Source organism: Maritimibacter alkaliphilus HTCC2654, assembly GCF_000152805.1.
In the GTDB taxonomy this organism is placed as follows: domain Bacteria; phylum Pseudomonadota; class Alphaproteobacteria; order Rhodobacterales; family Rhodobacteraceae; genus Maritimibacter; species Maritimibacter alkaliphilus.
Map to the genome: position 1 here is coordinate 1 of NZ_CH902579.1, position 24889 is coordinate 24889.

General features: G+C 58.6%; 24 protein-coding genes. 6 read left to right on the top strand and 18 right to left on the bottom strand.

Features of this window, described 5'->3' with window-relative positions:
• Window positions 1-104 precede the first annotated feature (104 nt).
• From RB2654_RS20545 to RB2654_RS20560, 4 genes are all read left to right on the top strand, one after another.
• Entirely contained in the window at window positions 105-1172 is a 1068-nt protein-coding gene (locus tag RB2654_RS20545; RefSeq protein ID WP_007803223.1) for a helix-turn-helix domain-containing protein, read from the top strand.
• 149 nt (window positions 1173-1321) lie between these two features.
• Window positions 1322-1786 (top strand): excisionase family DNA-binding protein, encoded by a 465-nt coding sequence (locus RB2654_RS20550; protein WP_007803221.1) that lies wholly within the window; start codon window positions 1322-1324, stop codon window positions 1784-1786.
• Window positions 1783-2352, top strand: a complete 570-nt coding sequence (locus tag RB2654_RS20555; RefSeq protein WP_007803220.1) for a PIN domain-containing protein — start codon at window positions 1783-1785, stop codon at window positions 2350-2352. The genes RB2654_RS20550 and RB2654_RS20555 overlap by 4 nt, the downstream gene beginning before the upstream one ends.
• A 295-nt stretch (window positions 2353-2647) precedes the next feature.
• Complete coding sequence (locus RB2654_RS20560) at window positions 2648-4264, top strand: ISL3 family transposase (protein ID WP_422908288.1); 1617 nt, start codon at window positions 2648-2650, stop codon at window positions 4262-4264.
• 12 nt (window positions 4265-4276) lie between these two features.
• On the opposite strand, the gene RB2654_RS20565 is transcribed toward RB2654_RS20560, so the two are convergent.
• Window positions 4277-4939, bottom strand: coding sequence for a 3-hydroxyacyl-CoA dehydrogenase family protein (locus RB2654_RS20565; protein WP_007803148.1), 663 nt, complete (start codon window positions 4937-4939; stop codon window positions 4277-4279).
• A 277-nt stretch (window positions 4940-5216) separates the two neighbouring features.
• Between RB2654_RS20565 and RB2654_RS20570 the strand changes: the two genes are divergently transcribed.
• Entirely contained in the window at window positions 5217-6206 is a 990-nt protein-coding gene (locus RB2654_RS20570) for a LysR family transcriptional regulator (RefSeq protein WP_008335700.1), read from the top strand.
• Between the two features lie 79 nt (window positions 6207-6285).
• Here the strand turns inward: RB2654_RS20570 and RB2654_RS23955 are convergent, their stop codons facing one another.
• From RB2654_RS23955 to RB2654_RS20590, 4 genes are all read right to left on the bottom strand, one after another.
• Entirely contained in the window at window positions 6286-7110 is an 825-nt protein-coding gene (locus tag RB2654_RS23955; RefSeq protein ID WP_229678652.1) for a universal stress protein, read from the bottom strand.
• Window positions 7111-7325: 215 nt separating this feature from the next.
• Entirely contained in the window at window positions 7326-8543 is a 1218-nt protein-coding gene (locus tag RB2654_RS20580; protein ID WP_229743358.1) for an amidohydrolase family protein, read from the bottom strand.
• Between the two features lie 41 nt (window positions 8544-8584).
• On the bottom strand, window positions 8585-8884 hold the full coding sequence (locus RB2654_RS20585; protein ID WP_007803160.1) for a hypothetical protein: 300 nt from the start codon (window positions 8882-8884) through the stop codon (window positions 8585-8587).
• Window positions 8871-9236: a Rieske (2Fe-2S) protein gene (locus RB2654_RS20590; RefSeq protein ID WP_076626060.1), complete on the bottom strand. Its 366-nt coding sequence runs from the start codon at window positions 9234-9236 to the stop codon at window positions 8871-8873. Before RB2654_RS20590 ends, RB2654_RS20585 begins: the two co-directional genes overlap by 14 nt.
• Window positions 9237-9351: 115 nt before the next feature.
• Here RB2654_RS20590 and RB2654_RS20595 point away from each other — a divergent pair, with 115 nt between their 5' ends.
• Window positions 9352-9804 (top strand): MarR family winged helix-turn-helix transcriptional regulator, encoded by a 453-nt coding sequence (locus RB2654_RS20595; RefSeq protein ID WP_246146644.1) that lies wholly within the window; start codon window positions 9352-9354, stop codon window positions 9802-9804.
• Here RB2654_RS20595 and RB2654_RS20600 read toward each other — a convergent pair.
• From RB2654_RS20600 to RB2654_RS20660, 13 genes are all read right to left on the bottom strand, one after another.
• Window positions 9801-10736, bottom strand: coding sequence for an EamA family transporter (locus RB2654_RS20600; RefSeq protein ID WP_008335705.1), 936 nt, complete (start codon window positions 10734-10736; stop codon window positions 9801-9803). The two genes, RB2654_RS20595 and RB2654_RS20600, sit on opposite strands and share 4 nt — an antisense overlap.
• 27 nt (window positions 10737-10763) lie before the next feature.
• Window positions 10764-11207, bottom strand: a complete 444-nt coding sequence (locus RB2654_RS20605) for a hypothetical protein (protein WP_008335707.1) — start codon at window positions 11205-11207, stop codon at window positions 10764-10766.
• 13 nt (window positions 11208-11220) lie between these two features.
• Window positions 11221-12213, bottom strand: coding sequence for an ABC transporter substrate-binding protein (locus RB2654_RS20610; RefSeq protein WP_187432421.1), 993 nt, complete (start codon window positions 12211-12213; stop codon window positions 11221-11223).
• On the bottom strand, window positions 12210-13430 hold the full coding sequence (locus RB2654_RS20615) for a Gfo/Idh/MocA family protein (protein ID WP_255446371.1): 1221 nt from the start codon (window positions 13428-13430) through the stop codon (window positions 12210-12212). Before RB2654_RS20615 ends, RB2654_RS20610 begins: the two co-directional genes overlap by 4 nt.
• The gene (locus RB2654_RS20620) at window positions 13387-14325 is read right to left on the bottom strand and encodes a PDR/VanB family oxidoreductase (protein WP_008335720.1); all 939 of its coding nucleotides are present in this window, start codon (window positions 14323-14325) and stop codon (window positions 13387-13389) included. Before RB2654_RS20620 ends, RB2654_RS20615 begins: the two co-directional genes overlap by 44 nt.
• 140 nt (window positions 14326-14465) lie before the next feature.
• The gene (locus RB2654_RS20625; protein WP_008335721.1) at window positions 14466-15611 is read right to left on the bottom strand and encodes an alpha-hydroxy acid oxidase; all 1146 of its coding nucleotides are present in this window, start codon (window positions 15609-15611) and stop codon (window positions 14466-14468) included.
• Window positions 15612-15738: 127 nt separating this feature from the next.
• On the bottom strand, window positions 15739-17019 hold the full coding sequence (locus RB2654_RS20630; RefSeq protein WP_040885915.1) for a Rieske 2Fe-2S domain-containing protein: 1281 nt from the start codon (window positions 17017-17019) through the stop codon (window positions 15739-15741).
• 311 nt (window positions 17020-17330) lie between these two features.
• On the bottom strand, window positions 17331-17957 hold the full coding sequence (locus RB2654_RS20635; RefSeq protein ID WP_008335723.1) for a putative antibiotic biosynthesis monooxygenase: 627 nt from the start codon (window positions 17955-17957) through the stop codon (window positions 17331-17333).
• Between the two features lie 161 nt (window positions 17958-18118).
• Window positions 18119-19969 (bottom strand): TRAP transporter permease, encoded by a 1851-nt coding sequence (locus tag RB2654_RS20640; RefSeq protein WP_008335724.1) that lies wholly within the window; start codon window positions 19967-19969, stop codon window positions 18119-18121.
• Between the two features lie 219 nt (window positions 19970-20188).
• Window positions 20189-21178 carry a TAXI family TRAP transporter solute-binding subunit gene (locus tag RB2654_RS20645; protein ID WP_008335725.1) on the bottom strand — a complete coding sequence of 330 codons (990 nt, stop codon included), beginning with the start codon at window positions 21176-21178 and terminating at the stop codon, window positions 20189-20191.
• Window positions 21179-21487: 309 nt separating this feature from the next.
• A complete protein-coding gene (locus RB2654_RS20650; protein ID WP_246146643.1) occupies window positions 21488-22015 on the bottom strand; it encodes a MarR family winged helix-turn-helix transcriptional regulator in 528 nt (175 codons plus the stop codon).
• Between the two features lie 386 nt (window positions 22016-22401).
• Window positions 22402-23433: a 2-hydroxyacid dehydrogenase gene (locus RB2654_RS20655; protein WP_008335733.1), complete on the bottom strand. Its 1032-nt coding sequence runs from the start codon at window positions 23431-23433 to the stop codon at window positions 22402-22404.
• Between the two features lie 2 nt (window positions 23434-23435).
• A partial coding sequence (locus RB2654_RS20660) for a thiamine pyrophosphate-dependent enzyme (protein ID WP_154653314.1) occupies window positions 23436-24889 on the bottom strand: 1454 nt, incomplete at its 5' end.

Genomic DNA, 24889 nt, shown 5'->3' on the forward strand with positions numbered 1-24889 from the left:
CAGGGAGGTCTCGCGGACCATCGCGCGCGCGTGCTATGTAAGGTGTACAAACGCACTCTGATAAAACCCTTGGGTAAAGCTCAAAATAGCTGTATTTTGCGCATATGAGGCCTGGAACCCCCGCATTGTATGATGAATCCGACGCGCTCGGCATTTATGCTGAGGAGGTCGAACAGGCGTCTGAGGACGACCTGTGGTTTCTGCCCGGTCCGATGGACGACGAGCCGGACTATTTGCCGCCGGGACCACGGGCCGAACCGCGTGAAACCGAGGTCCTCGACGAATGGCGGAAGGCAGAGGGCGGGCAGGCCGCGCGTCTTGCCCGTGTGGCCGGTCGCGTCGGCGCGCTGGACGACCGGTTGAAGCGCGGACCGGAAGGATGGCGGCATCGGCTTGCGCTGATGGAGGCCGCAGATTTGAGCTGGCACACCGGTGACCGCATCAGCCAAGACCGGCTGGCGCTCTGGATCTCGCTGCGCCTGTCCGGTGTCCAGGACGACACGGCGGCGCTGGCGCGAGTCGGATGGGCGATTCGGCGACTGACGGGTGGACCGGGACCGGAGCAGGACCTTTCCGCCTTCCTCGACCGTCGCGACCCCGAGAACATCAGTGATGAGACCGAGCCGTTCGTGGATCGCGCGAGCGGTTGGCTGGATCTGATGGGGCAGGCCACGGACCTGCACCCGATCACTCGCGCTTGCGCGGGCTTTCACCTCTGGCGCCTCGCGGGGCTCGGGCAGCACGACGACCGTATGGAAGCGGCTGTCGCAGCTGCGCGGATCGCGGCCAGCGATGGAAGAGGCGCAGTCTTCACGCCTCTGGCCATGGGCGGGGCAGGGGGACTACGAGCCGGTGGTTCACCGTTCGAACGTCTGGAACGCTGGCTATACGGGATGGAAGCCGCGTGCCTGACCGCGGTGCGGCACCTTGACGATATCGAGGCATGGTCGGCGCGGGCGGAAGCCGAAATGACATTGCTCTCGGGCAGGACGCCGCCGGCCTTGCGCGCAGTGCTGACCGAATGGCCGCTCGTCTCTGCGCCAATGGCCCAGGCCCTGACGAGTGCCAGTCGCGCCGCTGTTCAGCGCAACCTTGCATGGATGCAAGAGCGGGGTCTGATCCGCGAGGTGACAGGACAGGGGCGGTTCAGGATGTGGAAGGCGACAAACTGAAGGTTAGCGTGGGTCTCACCCGCTCACTCGACAGCAGCGATAACCGCGAGCACGCGGCAGGGCGCGCAGAAACTCACCAACACTTAATGCATTTGTTGCACTTATTTCATATATGGTGGTAGAGAACAGAAACCGGAGAGGAGACCACCATGAACATGCTGGCACACCGACATCTTCCGCCCACGCCGCAGGACGCAGCGATTGCGCGCGTCTCTGGCCAGGCATTGTCACGCTTCGCCCAGGCGCGCGCGCCGTTGAAACTTCGTGTGACGGACTCCGAGCAGATGGAGCCGATCGAGCTTCCTGCGGGCGCCGTATCGCTGCTCATGGAGATCCTCGAGGCGATGGCAGCGGGGCGGGGGGTCACCATCATCCCCGAGAACGCCGAACTCTCGACCGTACAGGCCGCTGAGGTTCTGAACGTCTCGCGTCCGTTCCTGATCAAGCTGCTCGAGGATGGTGCCATACCGCATCGGAAGGTCGGCAAGCATCGCCGCGTCCGCATGGAAGACGTGATGTCCTACAAGGCCGCGATCGATACCGAGCGTGAAGCTGCGCTCGATCAACTGGCCGCCGACGCTCAAGAGCAGGACATGGGCTACCGCTCGAAATGAGCCAGTACACGGTCCTGTTCGATGCGAACGTCCTTTATCCCGCGCCGATGCGCGATGCACTGATGCAGTTGGCGGTCACAGACCTTTTCAAGGCCAAGTGGACGGCCGATATCCATCGGGAGTGGATTGATGCGCTTCTGCGCAATGAACCTCATCGGGAGCGCGCCGCGCTGGAACGAACTCGCGACTTGATGGACAGGGCCACACGCGACTGTCTGGTCACCGGCTACGAGGCATTGGTGCCGGCCCTAACACTGCCGGACCCTGACGATCGGCACGTTCTGGCGGCGGCAATCGTTGGGCGCTGTGACGCGATCGTCACGCAGAACCTGAAGGACTTCCCACCAGCGGCACTTGCGCCCTTTGGCATCGAGACCCAACACCCTGACGACTTTTTCCGGAACCAACTGTCTCTCGCGCCCGGTCTGGTCTGTTCCGCGCTGCGGAAAGTTCGCGCGCGCCTCAAGAATCCGCTCAAAAGCGTCGACGAGTATCTCGCGATCCTGACACAGCAGGGGTTGGTCGCCACGGTTGCCGACCTGGAGCAATTCGCCGACCTGCTTTGATCCCAGAACTGCCCTGACTGAATACGTTCTGGCCAGAGTTGTGGCACCCGATCCATCATCACCGCGAGATTTCGCCCGCCAGGACTGCACGCCCGTGGACTGCAAGCGTAGCAGTGAACCTCGGGCAACCGAACTGCCGGATCACGGCGACAATGCGCGCATCGTACGCCGCTTGCCCTATGACGCGACACAGGTCTGACGCGTGAAACTGGCTGTCGCGTAGCCCTTAATTGGGCTCTGCCTCACTTTGTGTGGCGCAACTATCCTGAAACTGGAAAATTCAGGAGGGATAGTTGTGAGTTCGAAGAAGCACTGGTCGCCGGGCAGCGATGTTGCAGTTCAAAGCGTTGAACGAAGTGAATCCGGCGGGTGGATTGTATCTGGCGTCTTGGCACCCAACGGCATTTGCCCAGACTGTGGATTGCATTCACGCCGACGTCATGGCTGGCGGCGTCGGTGGCTGCAGGATTATCCCGCGCATGGAGACGCGGTAACGGTTGATCTCGCAGTTTGCCGTTGGCGATGTTTGGCGCCTGCTTGCCCGCGCCGGACTTTCTCGGACCAGATCAGCTCGATTGCGCGTCCATTTGCACGTCGTACTTCGCGTGTAGGGGAGATTGTCGGCCATCTTGGGCATGCGACAGGCGGACGGCCTGCGGAGCGGTTGTTGCATCGTTTGGGCCTTGGGGTCAGCGATGACACGGTGCTCAGGCAGCTGAAAAGGTGTGCTCAAGGCACCACCGAGGCGCCGACAATCATCGGGATCGACGATTGGAGCTGGCGGAAATCGCAAACCTACGGCACGATCATCGTGGATCTGGAGCGTCGCGTGGTCATCGACATCCTCGAGGATCGAGATGTCGTCACCTGCACCAACTGGCTAAAGCGACACCCCGAGGTGGAAGTGATCAGCAGAGATCGGTGCGGTCTCTACGCCAAGGCTGCCCGGCAAGGGGCACCGCAGGCAAAGCAGGTCGCCGACCGGTTCCATATCGTGCAAAACCTGCGGCAGGCCATTGAGGAACAGATGAACCTTCACGGCCGTGCCACCGGCAGGGCGCTGCTGTCCGACGCCGACAACATCACCGCAGCCGGAAGCCTTCTGAAGTCCCGCCTTGCGCACAGGACGTCCCGGGAAGAGATTTTCACCACCATCCATGCGCTCCGAAATCAGGGACTTTCCTGCAGCGAGATCGGGCGGCGAACAGGGTTTCCGCGTCGCAGCATCGCGAAATGGCTGCAGTTCGAAACACCACCGGACCGCAGGCGGGCCGCTTTGAAGCCGAGTTCGCCATGGTATTTTGAAGAGTTCCTGAGCCAAAGCTGGAAGGAGGGCATTCGAACTGGCAGCGCCCTTTTCAGTCTGATCCAAGAGCGTGGTTACGAGGGGAGCCAGTCGCATTTGCAGCGGCTGCTGGCGGGTTGGCGCAGAGCCGAACAGCAAGCGAGCGATCCCAAGGTAGAACACAAGATCCTGGAGCCGGTTCGGGACCCGGAAACGGGGCACGCGATCTCCCCGGTCATCGCGGCCGCGCTGTGCATCAAACCGCGCGGCAAGCTCACCTCGGATCAGGCGCGTAAAGTCGATGCGCTCAAGACCCGCTCTCCCGCCTTCGTATCGATGCGCAGCCTCGCCATGCGGTTCAATGGTATCCTGCGCGGCCGCGTGGCAGACCCGCTCCCTGCATGGATCGACGACGCGATCGAAACCGACCTGGCGCCCATCGTGCGCTTTGCCCGCACAGTGAACCGGGACTACGAAGCCGTCAAAAACGCCATCGAGATGCCCTGGAGCAACGGCCAAGCAGAAGGTCAGATCAATCGCCTGAAGACCCTCAAACGCGCCATGTACGGCCGAGCCGGTCCAGAATTGTTGCGGGCGAGAATGCTACCGTTCCACCACACAGATTGAGGCAGAGCCCAATTAAGGGCTACGCGACACCAGGCCTTCGTCCATCAGACGATAGATCTCGGTCAGCATGGCGAACTGGATCCGGTTCACAAGAAAGCCTGGACGTTCGAGGATCGCGACACCGACATGTTCGATGTTCTGCACCAGCATGCGGCTCCATGCCACCAACTCCGCTGGCGTATCGGCCGCATGGATCAACTCGATTACGGGAACGATATGACCCGGAGTAACATAGTGAATGCCCATCATCCGCTCTTTGCGTGTCATTTGAGCGGCGATGTCGGAGATTAGGAAGGACGAGGTATTGGTCGCCAGCACCACGTTTTCCGGACAGATCCTTTCGAGTTCCGCGAACAGGGCCTGTTTGACTTCCAGGGATTCCTGCACTGCTTCATGCACGAGGAAGACCCCTTCGATCGCGCTCGCAAGATCCGGCTCAAGTGTCACTCCGGCTAGCATGGCCTCCGATGCATCCGAATCCTCGACCAGTCCTGCCGCGATCGGGCGGGCCCGCTCTACGTAAGTGTCAAGCATGGTCTGATTGCTGTCGCAGATCACCGCATCATAGCCGTGATGCGCATAGAGTGTCGCGATGACACATCCCATGAATCCGGCCCCGACGACGCAAATCCTACCGGACCCGGGCGGCTCCGTACCGAACGCAAATTCCTTCAAACTTTCCTCCTCCCTTCAAATGGTATGAACCTTCGACTCTTCTGGACGACAGGCTTCTAGCCGACTGTATCACTCGAGCCGCTGCGATAGCCGCGCAAGGATCAGGAATGTTCCGATTGTGCGATGCCGAGCGGTCTCGGGTCCAATACGCAAACGTCGACAATATATATGGCTATGGTTATGATTTAATGCCGGGCACTCAATCAATAGAGTTGATTCCTGAACTTGCCCGACTGATTTATTGTGGTTTTGGTATGCTTCCGAGCCATCAAACCGGATGCCTGACACGGGAGAACAGGAATTGCGCAAAGATCGGCCAGAAGAACCGAACGACACGCCGTCGAAAGACTTGCTTCGGTCGCGCAATCTCACGCTGCACAAGCTGCACGTCTTTTGCACGATCGCCAAATTCAACAGTGTAACCCGCGCGGCGGAGTATTTGAATATTGCGCAACCCGCAGTAACCGCCCACCTGCGCAGTCTTGAGAAGAGCCTTGGTGTCAAGTTGGTGCGCAAGGCCGGGCGCAACATCGAACTGACACATGCCGGGCGTCGCACTCTTGCCTGGGCGAAGGAAACTATTCAGCGCAGCTCAGATATGTTTCTTGACCTCGCAGACATCAAGAAAGGTCTGATTGGCCGAACGCGGATCGCCTCGTCGATGGTGGCCGGCACCTACAAGTTGTCTGAAACTATAATTGCGTTCAAAAAGGAATTCCCATCGGCCAGGATTTCGGTGTCGATGGCCAGCCCCTACCTGGCCACGGAATCAGTTCTGCTTGGGGATTGCGACTTCGGTATCACTTTGGTTGATCACAATCGCGACACCTCACGGTTGGAAATCGAATTGCTCTGGCGCGAGCCGCTTTATCTGGTGGCCGCGATAGAGAGCCGACTGGTCGGCGATGTCGCTTACATCGATGAGCTAGGGACATTGCCGCTGATCACCCCGCCGAAGGGGCAAATGGCTCGAGAACTCATCGATGAGGTGCTGCGCGCCGCTGGGGTCGTGAGAACCAACAGCGTACTGGCCTTCGGGCATCCCGAGCCGATCTTAAATGCGATCCGCGCCGATGTCGGGGCCGGTTTCGTCTTCAAGAGCGCATTGCCGAGGGACCCAGAGGTGTCAGGGCTTCGCCTTGTGCATACACCAGAGCTGGAAATTGCGATGCCGCTGTTCCTGGTCTACGACAAGAAGACGGTGTTCTCCGCGCCGCAAATTCAGCTCATGGACCGAATCCGTCAATCCTTCGCCGAGCCTGCATGATCATGGACAGAAGGCTCCGCGCGGGGGACGACACTGCTAGCCACGCAAAGGACGCCCTCCGAAAGGCGCGACGATGCGGTCAGTGGGACATGAACACCGGCACTTGGCTGTTCCTGATGACTTCGTGGGTAACGCCACCGAACAGGTCTTGTGAGAATTTGCTGTGTTCGTAAGCCCCCATCACGATCAACTTTGCCCCCAACTCGGCAGCGGTCCGTTGAATAACGTCGGCTATGCCGTTCTTGCCTTTGGGGCGCTCGACCTGTTCCACGTCAACACCATGGCGTTGGAGGTGGGTGACAATGTCTGTTCCTTCGGGCATTTTCGGCAGGCTCGCGCCAACGCTCAAGATCGTGACCTTGCGCGGTCTCTCCTCCAAGATCGTCATTGCGTCGTTGAGCGCTCGGGCTGCCGAGCGCTTTCCGTCCCAGGCGACGAGAGCATGTGAACCGAGTTTGTCAGTAGAGTATCCATTGGGTACAACAAGGACTGGGCGGCCGCTTTGTAGTGCCATAAGATCTGGGTTCACAGCGCGAAATTCATCGGTAGGAAGGTTCGATTGGTAGCCTGTCACCACAAAATCAAAATTACGTGCGATTTCGGGCAAACTTAACTTTCCGATCTCGCTTGGCATAACAAAACGCGACCGTTCGGCCACTCCTGCCGAAGAAGCTTGCTCCTCAAAAAAGGCTCGAGCAGCTTCGATTTTCTCATTTCGCACATTTCCGAGCTTGTCGAGAAGTTCCTCGGTCAGGCCGAGAACATGTTCGAAGTAGGAAGAAGTGCTGCCATAAACCGCCGTCAGCCATGCATCGTGCTTGGCCGCAATTTTTGTCGCATGACCTACGCCACTCGGGAATCCAGCACTCCCGGAATGCGTAATAAGGATATTCTTGATGCTCATCTTCGCCTCACTGATCGAACGCTAAGACATGCTATCATTTGACTACTTAGATGTCTATGTTTTTTGCCGCGCTTCAAGAGATAGCTAGGTCGCGATAACCGCCAGACATACTGCGTGCCGTTCAAGCATGAAAGAGGCCACCCGGATGTTCTCCGGGCAGCCTCGCAGTGATCCGTATATGCGTGTCCTGTTGAAGACGGACGACGAGAACGGCGTCAACCTTTGGCGTTTGCCTCCAGTTTCCACTCGGACATAACTGGGTCAAGATTGAACAGTTTCTGCGCGTTTCCACCTAGAATGCTCCGCTTGGCCTTCTCGTCCAAGAACGGAAGGTCATAGATCGTGCTCGGAAGATCCATATCCCAATGCGGATAGTCGGACGAATAGAGCAACTGCGATTCTGCGTTTATCATCTTGAAGGTGACTTCCAAGGCTTCGCGGTTGTCCACCAGCTCCATCGGCTGCGTAGAGTAGTACATCTCACGCATGTAATCGCTGGGTTTTTTCTTCAAGAGCGGAGCATCGGACGTACGCATCATGTACTCGTTGTCCAGCCGTTGCATCAGGAAAGGAACCCAAGCCAGACCACTTTCGATCCACATGGTTTTCAGCTTTGGGAAACGTTCGGGCATGCCGTTCATAACCCAGTTGGTCATGTGGATGATGTTACAGAAGCTGAAACCAAGCGCGTGAACTGAGATAAACTTGTTCAGCTGTGCCAACGAGGTGTCGGCCCAGTGATAAGCCGCGTGGAAGCCAAGAGGCATTCCATGCTCTTCCAGTTTGGCATAAATACGCATGTTTGCGCTGTCATGCACTGGCCGCTTGAGATACCCAGTCGAAAGGAACCCAACGACGCCTTTCTTTTCGGCGAACTCGTCAATCATCTTCTCGGCTTCGTGCGGCTCGTTCATGGGCAGATAGACCATGGATACGAGGCGATTGTCTTCTTCAAGAATGCGCTCGCTCAGCCAACGGTTATAGGCGCGGGCCATTGCCACCTCGACCTCGACTTGGGGGTGCGTTGCCAACAACAGCATTGGGGTTGGGAAAAGGCACGCCATATCCGTACCCATCGCGTCCATCCAGCGCCGTGCCAAAGTGATGTCGCGGTGTGGTTCTTCGGGGACAATTTCCTTGTTCCGACCCGCATAGCGCGTCACGCGCCCAGCCATGTCCTGCGAACCGATCGCCTGCGGAATAAGGCCGGCGCGGCCAACGTTACCGGCTGACAAGCCAAGATGGCGCATCACCGGGTCGTCCATGTATTGCAGGATTTCCGGCAAGGCCTCAGTCTCATAGTGGTGGCTGTCCACATCGCAAATGAAGAAGTCTTTGTAATTACGGTCTTCCGCTTGCTTACGTGCGTTCTTCAGCAGCTTGCTGGTGTTAAATTCCTGTATCGCCGGATCGTTATCCGAGCTGTAGTTCATCGTGTTGCCCGTCAAAGACATTTTATCTCTCTCCCCTCGTGTTACGGATTCAGCGTCTGCCACATGCCCAACTCGAACACCGCCATATCGGCGGCATCGAGAATGCCGGTCGCGGCGATGGCGACAGCTGTCGCCGAGACATCGTTGTCTCGTGGGAATGCGGGCAAGCCGTCATTGGTTTCGCGAAGTTTCGCATATGCGGTCACAGCGTGTGAAAGCAGCGCCTGAAGTTGCTCGGCGCGCAGGCCACTGCTTTCGGGGTTGCGCAGTGCATTCAGGACAGCATCGACCGATGCCTCCAGAGCAGGAGCTTCAGCGGCTATCTGGTCAAACTTCGACATAGACCTCACCTCCTCTTTCCACCACGTTGTAACGTTTCATTTTGTACTTTGGATCGCCAACGGCTTCGCCCGTCGCAATCTTGAATTCCCAGCCATGCCACGGGCAAACGAAATGCAGTTCGTCTTCGTTGAAGGTCTGCCGGAGCGCGCGCTGCTGGTCGTCGAGTTCGACGCAGACCTGCGGCATCTTTAGGCCTTCGCATACCGGGCCACCTTGGTGCGGACACACGTTCTTATATGCAACGATGTCTCCTTTGTGCCGAATGACCCCGATCTCGACCCCGTCGACCTCGCAAATCTTTGCCGTCTTGTCGCTCAAGTCCGACACCGCACATAGCAATCTTTCTGGCATCTTAGCTCCTCCGTCTGTTGCCCAGTCTTGCTTCAAGTTAGTAAGATTGCCTTACTATAAGAGTGGCTTTAGAATTGTCAAGAAATAAGACATCTAAATTAGGGGGGCGCAAATCGTGCCGCAATCACCTTCTAGGAAACGTGGTCTTGGGGCGTCGCTCCGCCTGGCGCATCATCTTTATGGTAAGCTGCTGCAGGAGCAGTTGCGCGAAACCGGGCTCAGCATGGCGCAGTACATTCATCTCCGGTGCCTGAGAGAGGAAGGCAAACTAAAACAATCCGAGCTTTCCGGGTTGCTGGGCATCGAAAAGGCGTCGTCCACACGCGTCCTGGACGAGCTCGAAAAACGAGATCTTATCACGCGTAACCGCAGCCAGTCCGACCGGCGCGTGGTTCATGTCGACCTGACTGACGCAGGGCTTCGAACGATAGATGGCGCAATGAAATCTGCGCGTCTCGCGGCAGATCACGCCTCGGCGGGATTTGAACCCGACGAGTTGGGTCACCTTTTCGCTGCGATGGACAAGCTTCTGGATAATCTCGCAAGCGCGTGTTGCCAGTCCCGCTAACCAAACCTTGGCGCAAGGGCGAGAAGTGTCACACCGGTCGCGGCTAGTGCAGACGACAGGTAGAATCTGGGACCTGGGCGCCGTTCGGTTTTGAAGATATGGCCTGCGAGCCAGGCGGCAAAGAACATCTCGATTGAAGACATGATCGCGACGACGGTCACATCAGTAAATATAAGCGAAAAGAACAGCGCGACTTGTCCGACCGTCATCGAACTGCCAGCCAGAAGTTGCCACCCGCTCGGCCGCTGAATTCGCCAGGCAAACGCGTCGCGCGATTTGAACCGGAACACCCAGGAGACCGCAAACCACATTAGACCCGTCATCGCACCGATGAAAACTCCGGCCAGAGGGTCCGGCAAAGTCTGCATCGCGAGCTTTCGGGAGACGAACGAGCCGCCATACCCGGCGGCGGACGCTACGGCCATCGCCCGGCCCTTGTTCTTCTCTCGAGGGTCAGGATCTCCGACCGCCAAGTCAGAAGCCGATTTGACCGAAGCGCGTGACATCATGATTACCACGCCGCTGGTAACCAGGAAGAAGGCGATGACCACAGGTGTCGTGATGACCTCACCGAGCAGAAAGAACGCCAACAGCGCCGCAAACACTGGTATCAGGCGTCGGATGAAACCGGTCTCGATGGCTCCGGCAAGCTCTACCGAGCGGAACAGCGTAAGACGGCCGACAACGTTGCCAAGCACCCCGGCTGCAACGAAATAGGCCACACCAATGAGTACACCGCGGTTAAGTTCCGGCATCGTTGGGCCCAGGAGCAGCCAAAGCGCCCCAGAGACAACGGCGGTCATCAGGACAGAGATAAGAACGTCGTTGCCGCGGCCCTGAACCGATTGGGAGCTCTTTGCAATGGAAACCGAACTGAAAGCGTAGCAGAACGCTCCGAACACGGCCAAGAGGCCGCCGAACCCCGCGGTCATCGCGCGTGTCGGCGCGGATTGTTCCTGCTACTTGTCATGGGCCAGCAACTGATCCAGGAAGTGGCCTGAAGACATAACCTCGCGCATTGGCAGCGTCTCCTGCTGCTCCATCAGCTCGGTAGAATAGGTCAAGCCCTGACCATCCCAGAACCACCAATAGATGATCTCGCCCTGTTTGTCGCGAATCGGCATCCGGAAAATCGGGAAACTTCTTTCAGAATGCGGAATGTCCGACCTTCCGGCAAGCGCGTGCTTCAACCCTAACCGATTCAATACCCCCGTTAGGGGGACCATGGCCATCGGTGCGGGTTTTTCGGCCAATACAGTCACATTGTCGGGCCGGTGTTCGTAAGACCCCGGGAGGAACTTGACCACGGGAGGATAGCTCGGGTGGGTATGTGTGAGCTGTACGTAAGCCAGCCCCTTCGTTGTTTCGACCTCGACGATATCTCCGGGTGCGTACTTTTCCATTGTGGCGCTCCTCTTAAAGGCTGTAGGCTTCTAGGGTCGAGGGATGGAACAGTTCTTCGATCTCCACCCGGCGCGGCGACAGTCCCTGACTCGCGTGGTAATCCAAAAACTTGTTCAGGACATGGGCGTTGCCGCCGACGCCATAGCTCCAGGGGTCGTCACCCATTAGCGCATGCACGCGGTTGAGATTATCCTCGACGAAGGGCATCGTTACTTTCGTTGCCGAGGTGTCAGAAAGTGCTTCTTCTGCCAGCAGCTTCGATTGCGTGAACGCCTTGAGCAGGGCGGCGGGTAGGAATGGGTATTCTTCTGCGAGGATGCGGCGCAACCCAAGAACATGCATGATCGGAAAGATCCGGGTCTTTTCGAAATAGGCTTCGGCCGTAGCGATGCTGTCTGCAAAGAGCCGACCTACGTGCGGATGCCGCTCGGCGAAACAACGCGGCCAACGCGGGCCGATGAAGCCGTCGATCTCACCGGCCTCGAGCATGCCATTCAACGTGCTGCCCACCGGCGCCTCTTCCATGCGGATATCGTCGGGCAACTGGACCTTGATCTTTTCGGGCCGGCCCGGCGTATCCATACCGCCGCGCACCCAGATGATATCGGAGGGTTTGACGCCGTATTCCTCTTCGAGAATGCCGCGCACCCAGACATTGGCAGACAGCTGGTATTCGGCAATGCCAATGCGCTTGCCCTTCAGATCCTGCGGCGTGTCGATCCCTTTGTCGGTTCGAATGTAGACTGAAGTGTGACGGAACGCCCGGCTCAGAAAGACCGGGATCGCGACATAGTGCGGATTTCCGCGGGCGACCGAGATCGAATACGAGGACAACGAAATTTCGCTGATATCGAACGCTTCGTGGCGGAACGCCCGGAAGAACATTTCTTCTGGGGACAGTAGCATGGGAACGGGATCGACACCGTCTATCTGCACTCTTCCATCCACAATGGCACGCGTCCGGTCATAGTTTCCCATGGCAAGGGATAGTTTGAGACTGCTCATCCTGTTTGTTCCTCCTCACTTGTTTTGCATTGTTGCCGCAAATCGACAGGTTGGCCGGTCGAGGCGGACTGCAGGATCGCATGGCAAACCTCCAGGCTTGCCAGACCCCATGCGCCTGTCTGGACGGGGGCCCTGTTCTGGCGGACAGCGGCCACCAGCGCATCGTTTACGGTTCTACGTGGCGCGGGCCCGAATTTTGCTTCGATGAAGCTGCGCTCGGTGTCACCGAATACTTCGACGCCGTCCGGAGTCAGCTTTAGATCGGCACGGTCGCAAAGCGCGATAACTGGGCCAAAATGCTCGTTGTGCTCTGCGTCGACAGTCTTACCGCTGCCGAATGTGCGCGTCGTCTTGAGGCGTGCCTCGTCATCGGGATCGAGGTCCATCAGTGCCCGCCTTGCATCGCCATAGGCGCCGGCGCGTTTTAGCTGCCCCAGCTCTCCGACGTCGTTCATCCAAATGTCGCTATCGAAATGGGCGTAGCCCGAATAGGTGAGATTGGCGACGCATCCACCCTCAAAGTTCATCAGCGCTGTAAAAGCACCTTCTGTTGGACGCTTTGGATCCCATGCCCCGGTCATGGCATAAATCTTCTCTCCCATGCCGCCTGCAAGCCGTCGGACCACGTCGATCTGGTGGATGGCCTGGCTGAACAGCACACCTCCTCCTTCTTCGGTGCGCAGCTCCTCCGGGCGTCGGGGACGATACAGGAAGTCGGTGTAGTTAAGGGCTTGGATCATTCTCAACTGGCCGAACTTGCCGCTCGCGATCAACTGTGCGGCCAAGTCGACCGGCGGATCGAAACTGTGGCTGGGCCCAACGATCAGGTGAACCCCCGCCGCGTTCGCCGCGGCGACCATGGTCTCGGCGTCTTCCATCGAGATCGCGAGCGGCTTTTCCACGAGAATGTGCTTTCCAGCGCGCGCCGCGGCCAGAACGTGATCTACATGCATTTGGTGCGGGGTGGCGATGTATATCGCTTCTACAGATGGGTCGGCGCATAGATCCTCGACAGTCGCATAGGCGACACCGCCATATTGCTCTTCGAATGCGGCCCGGCTTTCCGCTCGCGGCGCGGCCGCGGCCGTGAGCTTGACGCGTGCGTCGGCATCAAAGGTGGGGACCATCAGCATGAAAGCCCGCCCCAATCCCGCAACTCCGAGGCGGACGGGATCAGAGGTCAAGAACCAGCCTCCCCGATAGCGCGCGCGATACACAAATCATTATATGGTCGCTCTTTTCCTCTTCCATAAGCACCATGTCGCGATGGTCAGCTTCCCCTTCGAGGAGGCGGGTCTTGCAGGTGCCGCATGTGCCACTTTCACAGGAACTGGATGTTGCGAATCCGGCGTCACGCAATGCTTCCAAGATCGAACGATCTTCGGGCACCGTGACGGTTTCGCCACTTTTTTTCAGCTCCACTTCGAAAGAGACATCGTCTTGGCGCACCACATCGACGGGCTTGAAATCCTCGAAGTGAATTCGCCCCTCCGGCCAGTGCCCGGAAACGGCCTTGATTTCATCCATCAACGGTTTCGGTCCACAACAGAATACATGAGTGGCACGAGGTGTGACCAGATCGTCCCAGAAATCGTAGACCGCATCCGGAGCGCCGCCGTCATGGTGCACAATTATCCGGCCATCGAAATCTCTCATCAGTTCATCCAGATAGGCCGATTCCTCCGGACTGCGGCTGACGTAGATGATTCTGAGCATCTTGCCCTTCTTGTCGAGATACCGCGCCATCGACAGAATCGGCGTGATCCCGATACCGCCGGCGATGAGCAGGTATTTCTGAACATCGGTTAGCGGGAAATCGTTTTCCGGGAACTCGACTGTCAACTCGGAGCCGACGGTCGCCTGTTCGTGCATCGACGCGGAGCCCCCGCGCGAATTCGGCTCTTTCTTGATCGCGACAACAAATTCCTTTGGATCGCTGCCATCGTTGATCAGTGAATAGCGGCGCATTGCGCCGGACGGAGTTTCCAAGGTGATGTGAGCACCAGGATCGAAACTAGGGAGTACATCGTCTCCAACCGGCACCAGGGTGAATTCGGTGATGCTCGGGGTCAAGTCACGCCGTTTCTCGACGCGCATCTTGATATTCTCCATGAGGTCCTCCCATTTGGTCGTGATTGTGAAATTGTTTAGATAGCTAAGTTGTGTGTGTCAACCGACCATGTGCTGCGCAGTCATCCTGAACGTTGGGCGAGCCATCGAGAACGTGCAGGTTCTACTGGTGGAGGAACCTGTTATGACCGTCGGGTTTCGACGTTGACACCTGAGACAGCGGACACGGATCGTGCGCCCACAAAGGTCATGGTTCTCGTCATCTCATCTTCAAGGATCGAAAGCGCCCGTGACACGCCCGCCTCGCCTTGCGCCGCCAACCCATAGAGTGGCGCGCGGCCCAGCAGAACGCCCTTCGCACCCAAGGTGAGAGCTTTCACGATATCACTGCCGCGACGAATACCGCCGTCCAGCAGAACCGGGAACTTCCGATCCAGAGCCGCGATGATGTCGGCGAGAACATCGATCGTGGCAGGAGCGCCATCAAGCTGCCGACCACCGTGGTTCGAGACGATAACTCCATCCACGCCGGCGCGTTGCGCGTCAATAGCATCTTCTGGGCACATGATCCCCTTGATCAGCAGCGGGCCTTTCCATTTCTCCCGAATGCGGCGAACATCATCCCACGAAAATTCCGGGTTCCGCTGAGATCGTGTAAACTCGGCCAGCTCGCTGTCGCTAGCGCTGTTTCCGACAAAGTCCAAGAGGTTCTCAAGTCTGGGACGGTGCGGCCCGAGCCAAACGGAGCTCAGCCAAGCAGGATGAAGAAGCCCATCGAGAACAGTCCGCGGGCCAATGCGGATTTCGTGGGCGAAGCCATGCCGCAGATCACGTTCGCGCTTGCCGCCCACGAGTGAATCGACAGTCAGCACCAGAGCCGAGTAACCTGATGCCTGCGCCCGGTCGATCAGCGCTTCGGCGAACGCGCCTTGCCCCCAAGGGTAGAGCTGGAACCAGAGGGGACCCTTGCTCTTCCCTGCGATCTCCTCCAACGTCGTGTTCGAGGCGGTCGAAACCGTGAACCCGACCCCGGATCGTTCGGCCGCAGCGGCGAGGTGCAGATCTCCCTGGGGCCAGTAGAGGCCGTTCAGTCCTGTCGGCCCTATAAAAAACGGCTTGGAGTATGTTTCCCCGAACAGCTCCAAGGTGAGATCGACGCTCCCCCCTTTGAGGATTCGCGGCGTGAGAACGATATCCGTGAAGGAACTGCGGTTCCGCCGCAGCGTCACCTCTGCTTCCGCGCCCCCATCCAAATAGTCGAACACCACCCGTGGCAGGCGGCGCCGTGCCTGCTCCCGCAAGTCTTCAATATTGATTGCTGTCGTCATCACGCCTGTCGCCCGTCGAGCAGAATCCGTCGAGGCAAGCTTTGAAAGTCCGACGGCACCACGAAAAAAGAGCCGCCCAAAACCCCTTGAGGCTCTGGACGGTTCAGGGAGGAAACATGTAGGCGGGTTATTCCGCCGCTTCCGTCTTGCTCGACGTGTCCACAAGTGTTCGCCAATCGACGTCTTTAGGATACACGCCCTCATGAGAGGCGATTACCCTTTGCGGAATCTTCGAGTCAGTGCCGATCGCCTGACCACCTTCGGCGACTTTCTTTGCTGCATCGGCCATCAGCCGACGGAATTCGACAATCGCCAGGTCGGAAGCCCCAAGAATATCTGTGTGGCGCTGCACGCGGCTGCCCATCGAAACCCACATCACAATATCTTCGTTCGGAATGCCGTCCACGCCTGTAAAGTGGCCTTCCTTCATCCTTTCGCGGTCCTGTTTGAAGTCGTTCTCTAAGGTCCGGAGAGAGCGCCATTTGTGGTCGACATCCACACCCGGTACGGCATGGGCAAATTTGCGCCACTCTTCGGTAGAGGGAACGTTAGGTCCGTCGAAGGCTATGAAGTGAAATGCTGTCTCATCGTCATTGATCGGCACGATGACGCTTGCGACTCGGTAGTTGTTGTTGGGCGGAATCAGCGAGTAATAGGGCGCGACAAATTCGGTGATCCGAAGATAGTTGTGCGTCTGAGCGTTTTTGATTGGCTTTCGGATCGCCGCGTAGTGGAAACCGTAGCTCGTGGTTTCAGTCTGCATACGTGGGGATTTGTCGGTCGACGGGCGGTACCATGATTTGTCGTCCGCCGCGGCGCCCTCGACCCGTGCCGGAACCATATTCGACGAATGGAGCGACGACGAGTGCGCGCTGTCGATCTGACCCTCGTGGATCTGCGCCCAGTTTGCAGGAACGCGAATTTTCAGGATCGAAACTGGGGTGTCCTCGGTCGGGGCAAAGGCCGGCGGTTGGAACTCAGGCATGTCATCTTTCTCGCCGAGCCAAGCCCAGACGAAGCCGCCCCACTCCCGCACGGGGTAGGAACGATGTTTGACCTTGTCCATCAATGGACTGCCTTCCGGCTCCGAAGACATGGCGACGACATTGCCTTCGACGTCCATCTTCCAGCCGTGATAAAGGCAGCGCAGCCCACATTCCTCGTTTCGGCCATAGACCAGAGAGGCCTTTCTGTGCGGGCAAAGCTCATCCAGCATCCCCAGACGACCCTTGGTATCCCGGAACGCGACATAGCTCTCGCCGAGAACTTCGACTCGAAGCGGTTTGCCGTCCGACTCTTCAACCTCTTCGATCAGGCATACGGGCGTCCAGTGTTGACGCATGAGTTGCGCCATCGGGGCATCCCCCGTTACGCGTGTAAGCAGTTCATTCTCTTCGGGTGTAAGCATCTGGGCTCCTCCAAGGGCATCCGACTCTTTTAGTGGATGAGTGGTACTCTACCTCTCAAGTATTCTTAGCTCTCTAAGTTTTATCTGTCAACGTAACCTGCAAATTTTTTTGCCCGCGTAGTAGGAACTGACCTCACTTGTTGTCCGAAATAGCGGGTTCTGAACTAGACCAAGCTGACGAGATCGCCTAACCGAGATACTTTCGCGCAATTGTGCTTCTGTACCTCCCCGACAGCGGCTTGCCGGGCCCGTCACTGAGGTGTCATGGCAGCCAGCCTGCGCATGAGTCGCGGCAAGCGCACTATCTCGCTTCACCGTGTGAGCCATGGACGCAATCTCTTGCCCAGAAACGGCGCAACGTAGACACCGTTCACTCCGGTGAGCACCAGCGCAACAAGAAACAATGACACCGGACCTGGAAGGTTTTGCGTGAGCGGTTGCAGCGCGTAGTAGATAAGGACCAGCAGAGGATAGACACCCAGCATGCTGGCGACCCAGGCTTTCCAATAGCGCGGCGCGGCTGGCGGTTTCGGGTCAGTACCGTTGGCTGGCACCTGTTGTCCTACAGTCACCGAAGCGAAGCTCAGCCTCTCTTCGAGATCATGGGCCAAGGCGGCCATTCCGTCTCGGAGCGAAACGGATGCTTCTTCCCCACGCAAGGTCACCGAAAAGATGATCTGGTCATTGACAGTCTGATTCTGTAGCGACATGCGCGCGTCAAATCGGTTCCAATCTAGGTGATCAGGAGCGGCATCGTTGATCGCCTTCGCGACGACCGCGGCCTGTACAAGGGGTGCTCTGATGGTAACCGACAGCACGGAGATCGCGTCGGTGCCGATACTAAGCTGTTTTGGCCCAAGTTCTTCCGGTCCCCGTGTTTCATTCATTTCCTGAACCTCGACGTACTTTGCGCCGGTTGCGAAGTGATCAGTTCCCACCTACGGAAGTAGCCGCCTGTTTTCCGCGTCATAGGCCGAGTCATAGGCCGACCGGCCCGGACCAACCTTAGAAATTGGCCCAGGCCACATGCCGCCTCTGGGTTGAATCCCTCGATGACCAGACTGCACTTCAATTGGGGCAACCTGCTGAGGCGCGACAGCTAGGCTCTGTCGACGTGGGCGCTTTCTGTCGTGAAAGCGATCTGCCGGATTAGCATTGCGACAATCACCAAAATACAGATCGCGGATACCGCCAAATATGGACTTACGGCGCCAATCGCAGCGATGGGAAGTACGCCCCTTTCGATTGCAGTGAGTTGTGTCTTGACCAAGCCTTCCAGAGAGGCTGCGACCGCGAGGGCTCCGGCAAAAGCACCCACGACGGCCAAGGTGTTTGCCAGGGGGCCAAGTTCTAGGAGAATACCTGGGTTCCACACGAAGGCGAAGGGCAGCAGGAAGCCGACGATGGCTAGCCGGACTGCAGAGAACGCGATCTTGAAGGGGTCTTCGTCTGCAATCGCTGAGGCCGCGATTGCAGCCACAGCAATCGGTGGCGTCAGTGCCGAGAGAATCGCGTAGTAGAGCAGAAACATCTGGCTGGGCAACGTCGGGAAACCAAGTTTCGCCAGCGCCGGACCTACTAGCACGGCCGCCAGGATATACGCACTGGGCGTTGGCATCCCGAGACCGAGAACAATCGTGACGAGCGCGGCGATAACGAGAGTCAGCAGTGGTTGCATGTTGCTGACAGTCAAAATGACGTTCGCGGATTTCATTCCAAGGCCGGTCATCGACAGGCCGCCGATCACAAGACCAGCTGCGGCACAAGCGCCTGCGACCGGCAGGATTTGGAGCGTAGTTGCCCCCAGCCCTTCCACCAACTGCCACAGTGACAGCCGTGTGTCCTTCAGGATCATCGCGGCCAGGATGGTTACCAGAACGCCGACACCGGCTGTGAAGGTCGGGGAATACCCCAAGATAAGGGCGACGATGATGCCGATGATCGGTAGCAGGAAAACCCATCCGGTCTTAAACGTTTCCTTTGCTGAAGGAATTTCGTCTGCGGACGGTCGCAGGTTGTGCTTGACTGACCGGAAGTGAACCTGAGCGAAGACACCAGTGTAGTAAAGAAGTGCCGGCACCAGAGCGGCAAGCACAATGGCGTTATAAGAGATGCCGGAATACTCGGCCATGATGAAGGCAGCCGATCCCATGATCGGAGGCATCGCGCTACCACCTGTCGACGCCGCAACTTCTACCGCCCCTGCGAACCGCGCCCGGTATCCGAGACGCTTCATGACCGGTATCGTGATCGACCCAGTCGCAACAACGTCGGATGTCGGGCTCCCGGACATCGTGCCGTAGAGGCCCGACGAAATGATCGCGATTTTGGCCGGGCCGCCGCGCGCATTGCCGGTCACAAGCGCTGCAAGGTTGAAAAAGAAGTCCCCACCGCCCGCTTTTGCTAGGAAAGTTCCGAACATTACGAACAGAAAGACATAGCTCGCAACAACCTGCAGCGGCACACCAAAGAGCCCATCGGTGGTGAAAACTAGAATATCCAAGAGATAGCTAAACTCGCTGACGCGATGCCCGAACGGCGGCGGCAGAAGGTAGCCAAACAGGTTATAAATCAGGAAGAGGACGACAACGCCGGTCAGGCCCAGGCCGGTGGTCCGGCGCGTCGCTTCGATGGTCAGAAACAACAAGGCTGAGCCAAAGAAGAACTGATCGGTGGTGAATTCGTCGAGAAGACTGATCCGGTCCGCAATCGCTCCCGAGGTCACGTAGAAGTACACCCCTGTGGCCAGGCTCAGCGCAGAGAGAAACCAATCATAGATCGGAATGCTATCCGGCGCGCGCGAGGTCGCGCCGATCGCAAGGAAGAGAATCGTGAAAATGCCCGATACAAACAGAATGCCCTGAATGAGCGGATCGGAGATGATGAAGAGGTTTGAGTGGATTACCCAAATCGCGAATGCCGCCGCCAGCACCATGACAATGGTCCTCATCGGCGAGCCTAAACTTCTACGACGACCGGTTTCTGTAAGTGAAGGAAAATTCATGTAGCCCCCGTATCAGGCATAGATGAGAACGGGCCGCGAGGTACAGGCCGCACGATGACGTGACGTGACATCTCACTCAGTCATCGGGGCGCATTGCACCGCGCAGTCGATGAGGAGGCCGGCGCGTGCCGCGGCAGCGCACCGGCCGGATCGTTAGGGTCGACCTTATTCGAGCAAGCCCAGTTCCCTGTAGGCACGCTCCGCACCAGGATGGAACGGCAACGTCGTTTGCGACGTCAGCAATTCCGGTGTGAGCGCCTGCATCGCATTATGCACGCCGCGGATCTCGTCGATATTGGTCGCGATACTCTTGGCGAGCATGTAGCCAGTTTCTTCTGGCAGTACGTCGGAAGTGATCAACATCGCACCCAGTGCGAGCGTGACGACATCTTCGGTCTGGTTTTTGTAGCTGTTGGCTGGAATTGTGTAGGTGCCGGTTCCGAAACGCTCGTTGGTCGCAGCGATGATGTCTTCGGGAACGCTGAGCAGCACCACGTCATTGCCCTCATCGACCTTGCGGAACGACGAATGCCCGACGAAGATGCCGTTGATCACCATATCGGTGCGGCCGTCGGTAATCAGATCCGCTTGCTGTGCCGAACCACCGCGAACAAGCACGCCGCCATTTGCCTCAATCGTGGCTTCGTCATAGCCCGCCTCTTCAAGCATGAAAGTCGTGATGTTGGCGACAATGTTCCCGGCGTTGTTATTCGCGACACGGATCGCTGCGCCAGACGTCGCAAGGTCGTCAATGCTATCAATGCCATATTCTTCGGCGAGGGATCTCTTGATGAAGAAATGCATTGGCGCCCAGTTGTACATATAGCCGACAGCCTGAAGGTTCTCGATCGGTGCGTCGAACGGATCGTCTCCCGCGAGGGCCAATTTTATCTCGGCATCATGCGCTAGTCCTAGGTCGGTCCGTTCACGGCCAAGAAGGCCGATGTTCGCAAAGCCACCGCCGGTGGCCTGATAGGTCACCACGCCGTTCGGGTCATCCGCCTTGACGGCCCGGTCGATACCAGCGCCCAGAAGCGACCAAAGCCCCGAGGGATTGCCGCCTGAAAGGGTCACATTGATGCTGTCTGCGGAAGCAGCGCTCGAAAGTACCGCGACCCCGAGCGATGCGGCAACGGCTTTGATTGGAAATTTCATGTCTTCCTCCCTGTTTTCAGTAGACATCTAATATTAGATGTCTATCTTTAATGCCACTAGTCTATCCACTCACACCCGTCAACCCTGATTGAAGTCGAGACTATTGTTCAGCGAAAGCCACTCAGGTCATAGTTCCTGACGCGGAACACCCTAAAGCTGAATATTCGGCGTGGGTGCTTTGCAATGACACATCGTCAACCGGTGGAACCCCGGGACGGCAGGGCTCATATCCCGTCCCGAGCCGAAAAATCTATCCACAACCGCCACCTAAAGGCCCGCGCCTGACACTCGGCACGTGTGGCTTGCGATTTAGTTTGCTGTGTTGCCCTTGGTCGGAGGTACACGGACCCCTCTCGCGGCCGCATCGTGTTCGTCATTCTCGAGGTTCCGGATCATCACGGAAAGGGCGTTTCGCAAGTCTTCCTGAGCTTTCTTGGACAGTCCCGCCATCGCTGCATCGTTCACTTCGAGCGCCAGAGGTTCGAGAACGTCGCGCAGCTCCAAGCCCTTCCGCGTCAGAAACGCGTGCTGGCGCCGTTTGTTGCCCTCGACGTTGCGTCGCTCTATGAAACCCAATTCTTCCATTTTGATGAGCGCGGTGTGGGCGGTGGGTTCGGTGAGATGCGCCCGGTCGCTCAGTTCGCGTTGCGACAACCCGTCTTCCTGCCAGAGGATGCGCAGGAAAATCCACTGACCGAACGTAACATTTTCCGTTTGCAGTCGAAGTTGAAGCGCCCGGTTGAACCCGCGGGCCGCCAGTCGTACCAGCCGGGCCATGCGCTCGTCGGGTTGGACAGGTACGTGGCTTGATTGCTTTTCTTTCATCGCATCGCTCACGGCCTGTCTCCACACATGGTTTTTATCCAAACAGCGCGCCCGCCCGGACTTGATAGCTAAGAACTCCAGAGTTGTGGCGCGCGCAACATAGGTGCCGAGCCTTGGTACAAAGTCAAGACATGGAAGCCGGGGTGCCTATCGTTGGGCCCGAGTATGGACTTTCTTCCGGGGTGGTTTTGCCCCTGTGTCGGGATTGTGCGCCGGTTGCTTTCCAGTACGCGACCATCATGCGCCGACACCTGCCTTGCACCACTGTGCCGCACAGCGCCGGGCAACCGTTGTGTAACGCCTCCGGCAAACCCGGCGCGGTTCACGGCCATTCAATAGGTGCAAGGAACATAGGCTCTGCAGTTCGGCTGTGCACACCGTTCGCGCGGAGGGGTTGGTCAGTTCAGATCGTTCAACTTTTGTCGCCAGCGTTCCACCACATCGGGGTTCCTGACATATGTCGGCAGATCACCTTTCATGATGCGTGTTGCGTTTTCGACGAGGACGTCGGGCATGACCGTGTAGAGATCAATGGTGTGGCCCAGGATATGCGGGGTGAGGATCACCCGGTCGAGGCCGCGCAGCGGGTGGTCGGCGGGCAGCGGTTCGGTTTCCGTCACGTCCAGCCCCGCACCGGCCAGGTGTCCTGCTGTCATCACCCGCACCAGCGCATCCTCGTCAATGAGACCCCCGCGCGAGGTGTTGATCAGAACCGCATTTGTCTTCATCGCGCGCAGTTCCGCCTCGGCAATCATGCCTCGCGTCTGCGCGTTGAGCGGCACATGCAGGCTGACCACATCGGACGTGGTCAGCAGCGCGTCGCGCTCCACCAACCGTACGCCCGCGGGTGCGGTGTCAGGTGTCAGGAACGGATCGTGCACCAGGATCTGTGCCGGCTCGAACGCCAGCAGTCGCTCGATCACCCCGGCCCCAATCCGGCCAGACCCGATCAGGCCGATCGTCCGGCCCCGCACCATCCGCGCATACATCTGCTGCGGCCGGCCCGCATTTTCGCGTAGCAGGCGTTCGGATTCATGCAGCCGGTACAGCAGCACGAGCATCAGCATCACCGTCGCCTCTGACATCGCCAGGAAGTTTTCTGGCGTGGCACCGTTAGCGACGATCAAACCGCGAGCGGCACAGGCCTCGAGATCGACCGCATCGACGCCAATGGTCGGAAAGACTAACGCACGCAGGCGCGGCGAAGCATCGAGATCCTTCGCACTCAGCCGCGACCGGGAGCTTGCGACGATTATGTCCACATCCTCGATCAACGCCTGCCGCTGGTCCGCCGACAGGCGCAACGGCACGCCGGGGGTGATCTCTGGTCCGCGCACGACAGTCCAACCGAGGGCAAGCAGTTTCTCCGCAGCGATATCGAGCACGTCTTCCAGCACCGGGTCCTGTGCTATGTAGATCTTCGGCGCCAAGGTCAGTCGCTCCGCGTCAGGCCGGCGACCATATTGGGGTTGTATCCCGGCTGCACCCGCGCATCGATCACCACGCTTTTGCCCGCGCGCACCATCTCGACGCCCTGTTTGATCGCCTCGACCAGCTCGCCCGCGGTAAAGACCGGGCCGATCCCTTCGCAGCCCTGCGCCCGCGCAACTCCGGCAATGTCGATATCCGGATCACCGATACGCTGGCCGATCCACTTGTTCTCGACCGGGCGGTTGCGGGCCACTGCCACGCGTTCCTGGTGCACCTCGTCATTGTAGAACGAGCGATTGTTCGACACCACCGCCAGGAACGGAGTGCCATAATGCGCCGCCGTCCAAAATGCCGAGGCCGCCATCATGAAGTCGCCGTCCCCAAGAACCGCAACAGGCAGCCGGTCGCTGTCTTTCAGCGCCAGCGCCGCCCCGATCAGCATCCCAGGACCCGAGCCGATCCCCGCGCCGCCATCCGAACCCAGGAAGTCCAGCGGATGACGGAAGTGCCACGCCTCGCCCGCCCAACCCAACGGCCAACGCACAAAGCTGGCACAGACACCTTCCAAACCTTCGCCAAGCGCCCCGGCCAGCGTCATGATATCAAGCTCAACATCTGCATCGGGGGCGTTCAGCGCGGGTTTGACCGGCAAATCACCGGGCATCTCGCCCGCCCCTACACCCAGGGCATCGGCAATCGCATGCATCGCAACATCCGGGCCACAGGCCAGGTGCAGATCCAGCGCAGGCAGCGCCTGATGCTCCATCCCCCAGCCATTGTGCAGCTGATAATCCAGCGACGCCTGGATCACCTGCGCCGTCACTTCGCCCGCCAGTTTCAGCGTACCCGCGACATCCAGCCAGTCCAGACTCAGGATCACATCGGCCTCGCGCAGCACCGCGCCCGCCGCGTCGTCGATGAAGAAGGCTGGTTTACCCCGATGCCGCGGGTGATCCGTCGGGAAAGACGCCCCGATCCGGATATCCGTCAGAACCTTCGCCCCCAGCCCCTCGACAAAGGCCACACGCCGCGCCCAATCCGCCGGATCGCGCGACACCCGCCCCGCCAGCACCACAGGCGCCTTGGCGTTCTTCAGCAGGTCCGCCGCACGTGCCACGCCTTCGGCCGAAGGAGCCGCAGGCAAAGGCGGCTGGTAACGCGCAAAATCCGGCAGCGCCGGGGCCTGCGCGTGCTGCTTTTCCTGGATCGACACATCAAAGTTCACATAGGTCGGCCCTTTCGGCTCGCTCCGCGCGATCACATCCGCACGCAACATCGATTCCAGCGCCGCCTCCATCGAGCCAGGCTGATCGTCCCATTTCACATAATTCCGGATCATCGACGCCTGGTCACGGCAGGTATGGAGCCAGTCAATCCAAGGACGCCGCAGCGCCGCATCAACCGGCCCCGTCGCACCATAGATCAGCACAGGAACCCGATCACACCATGCGTGAA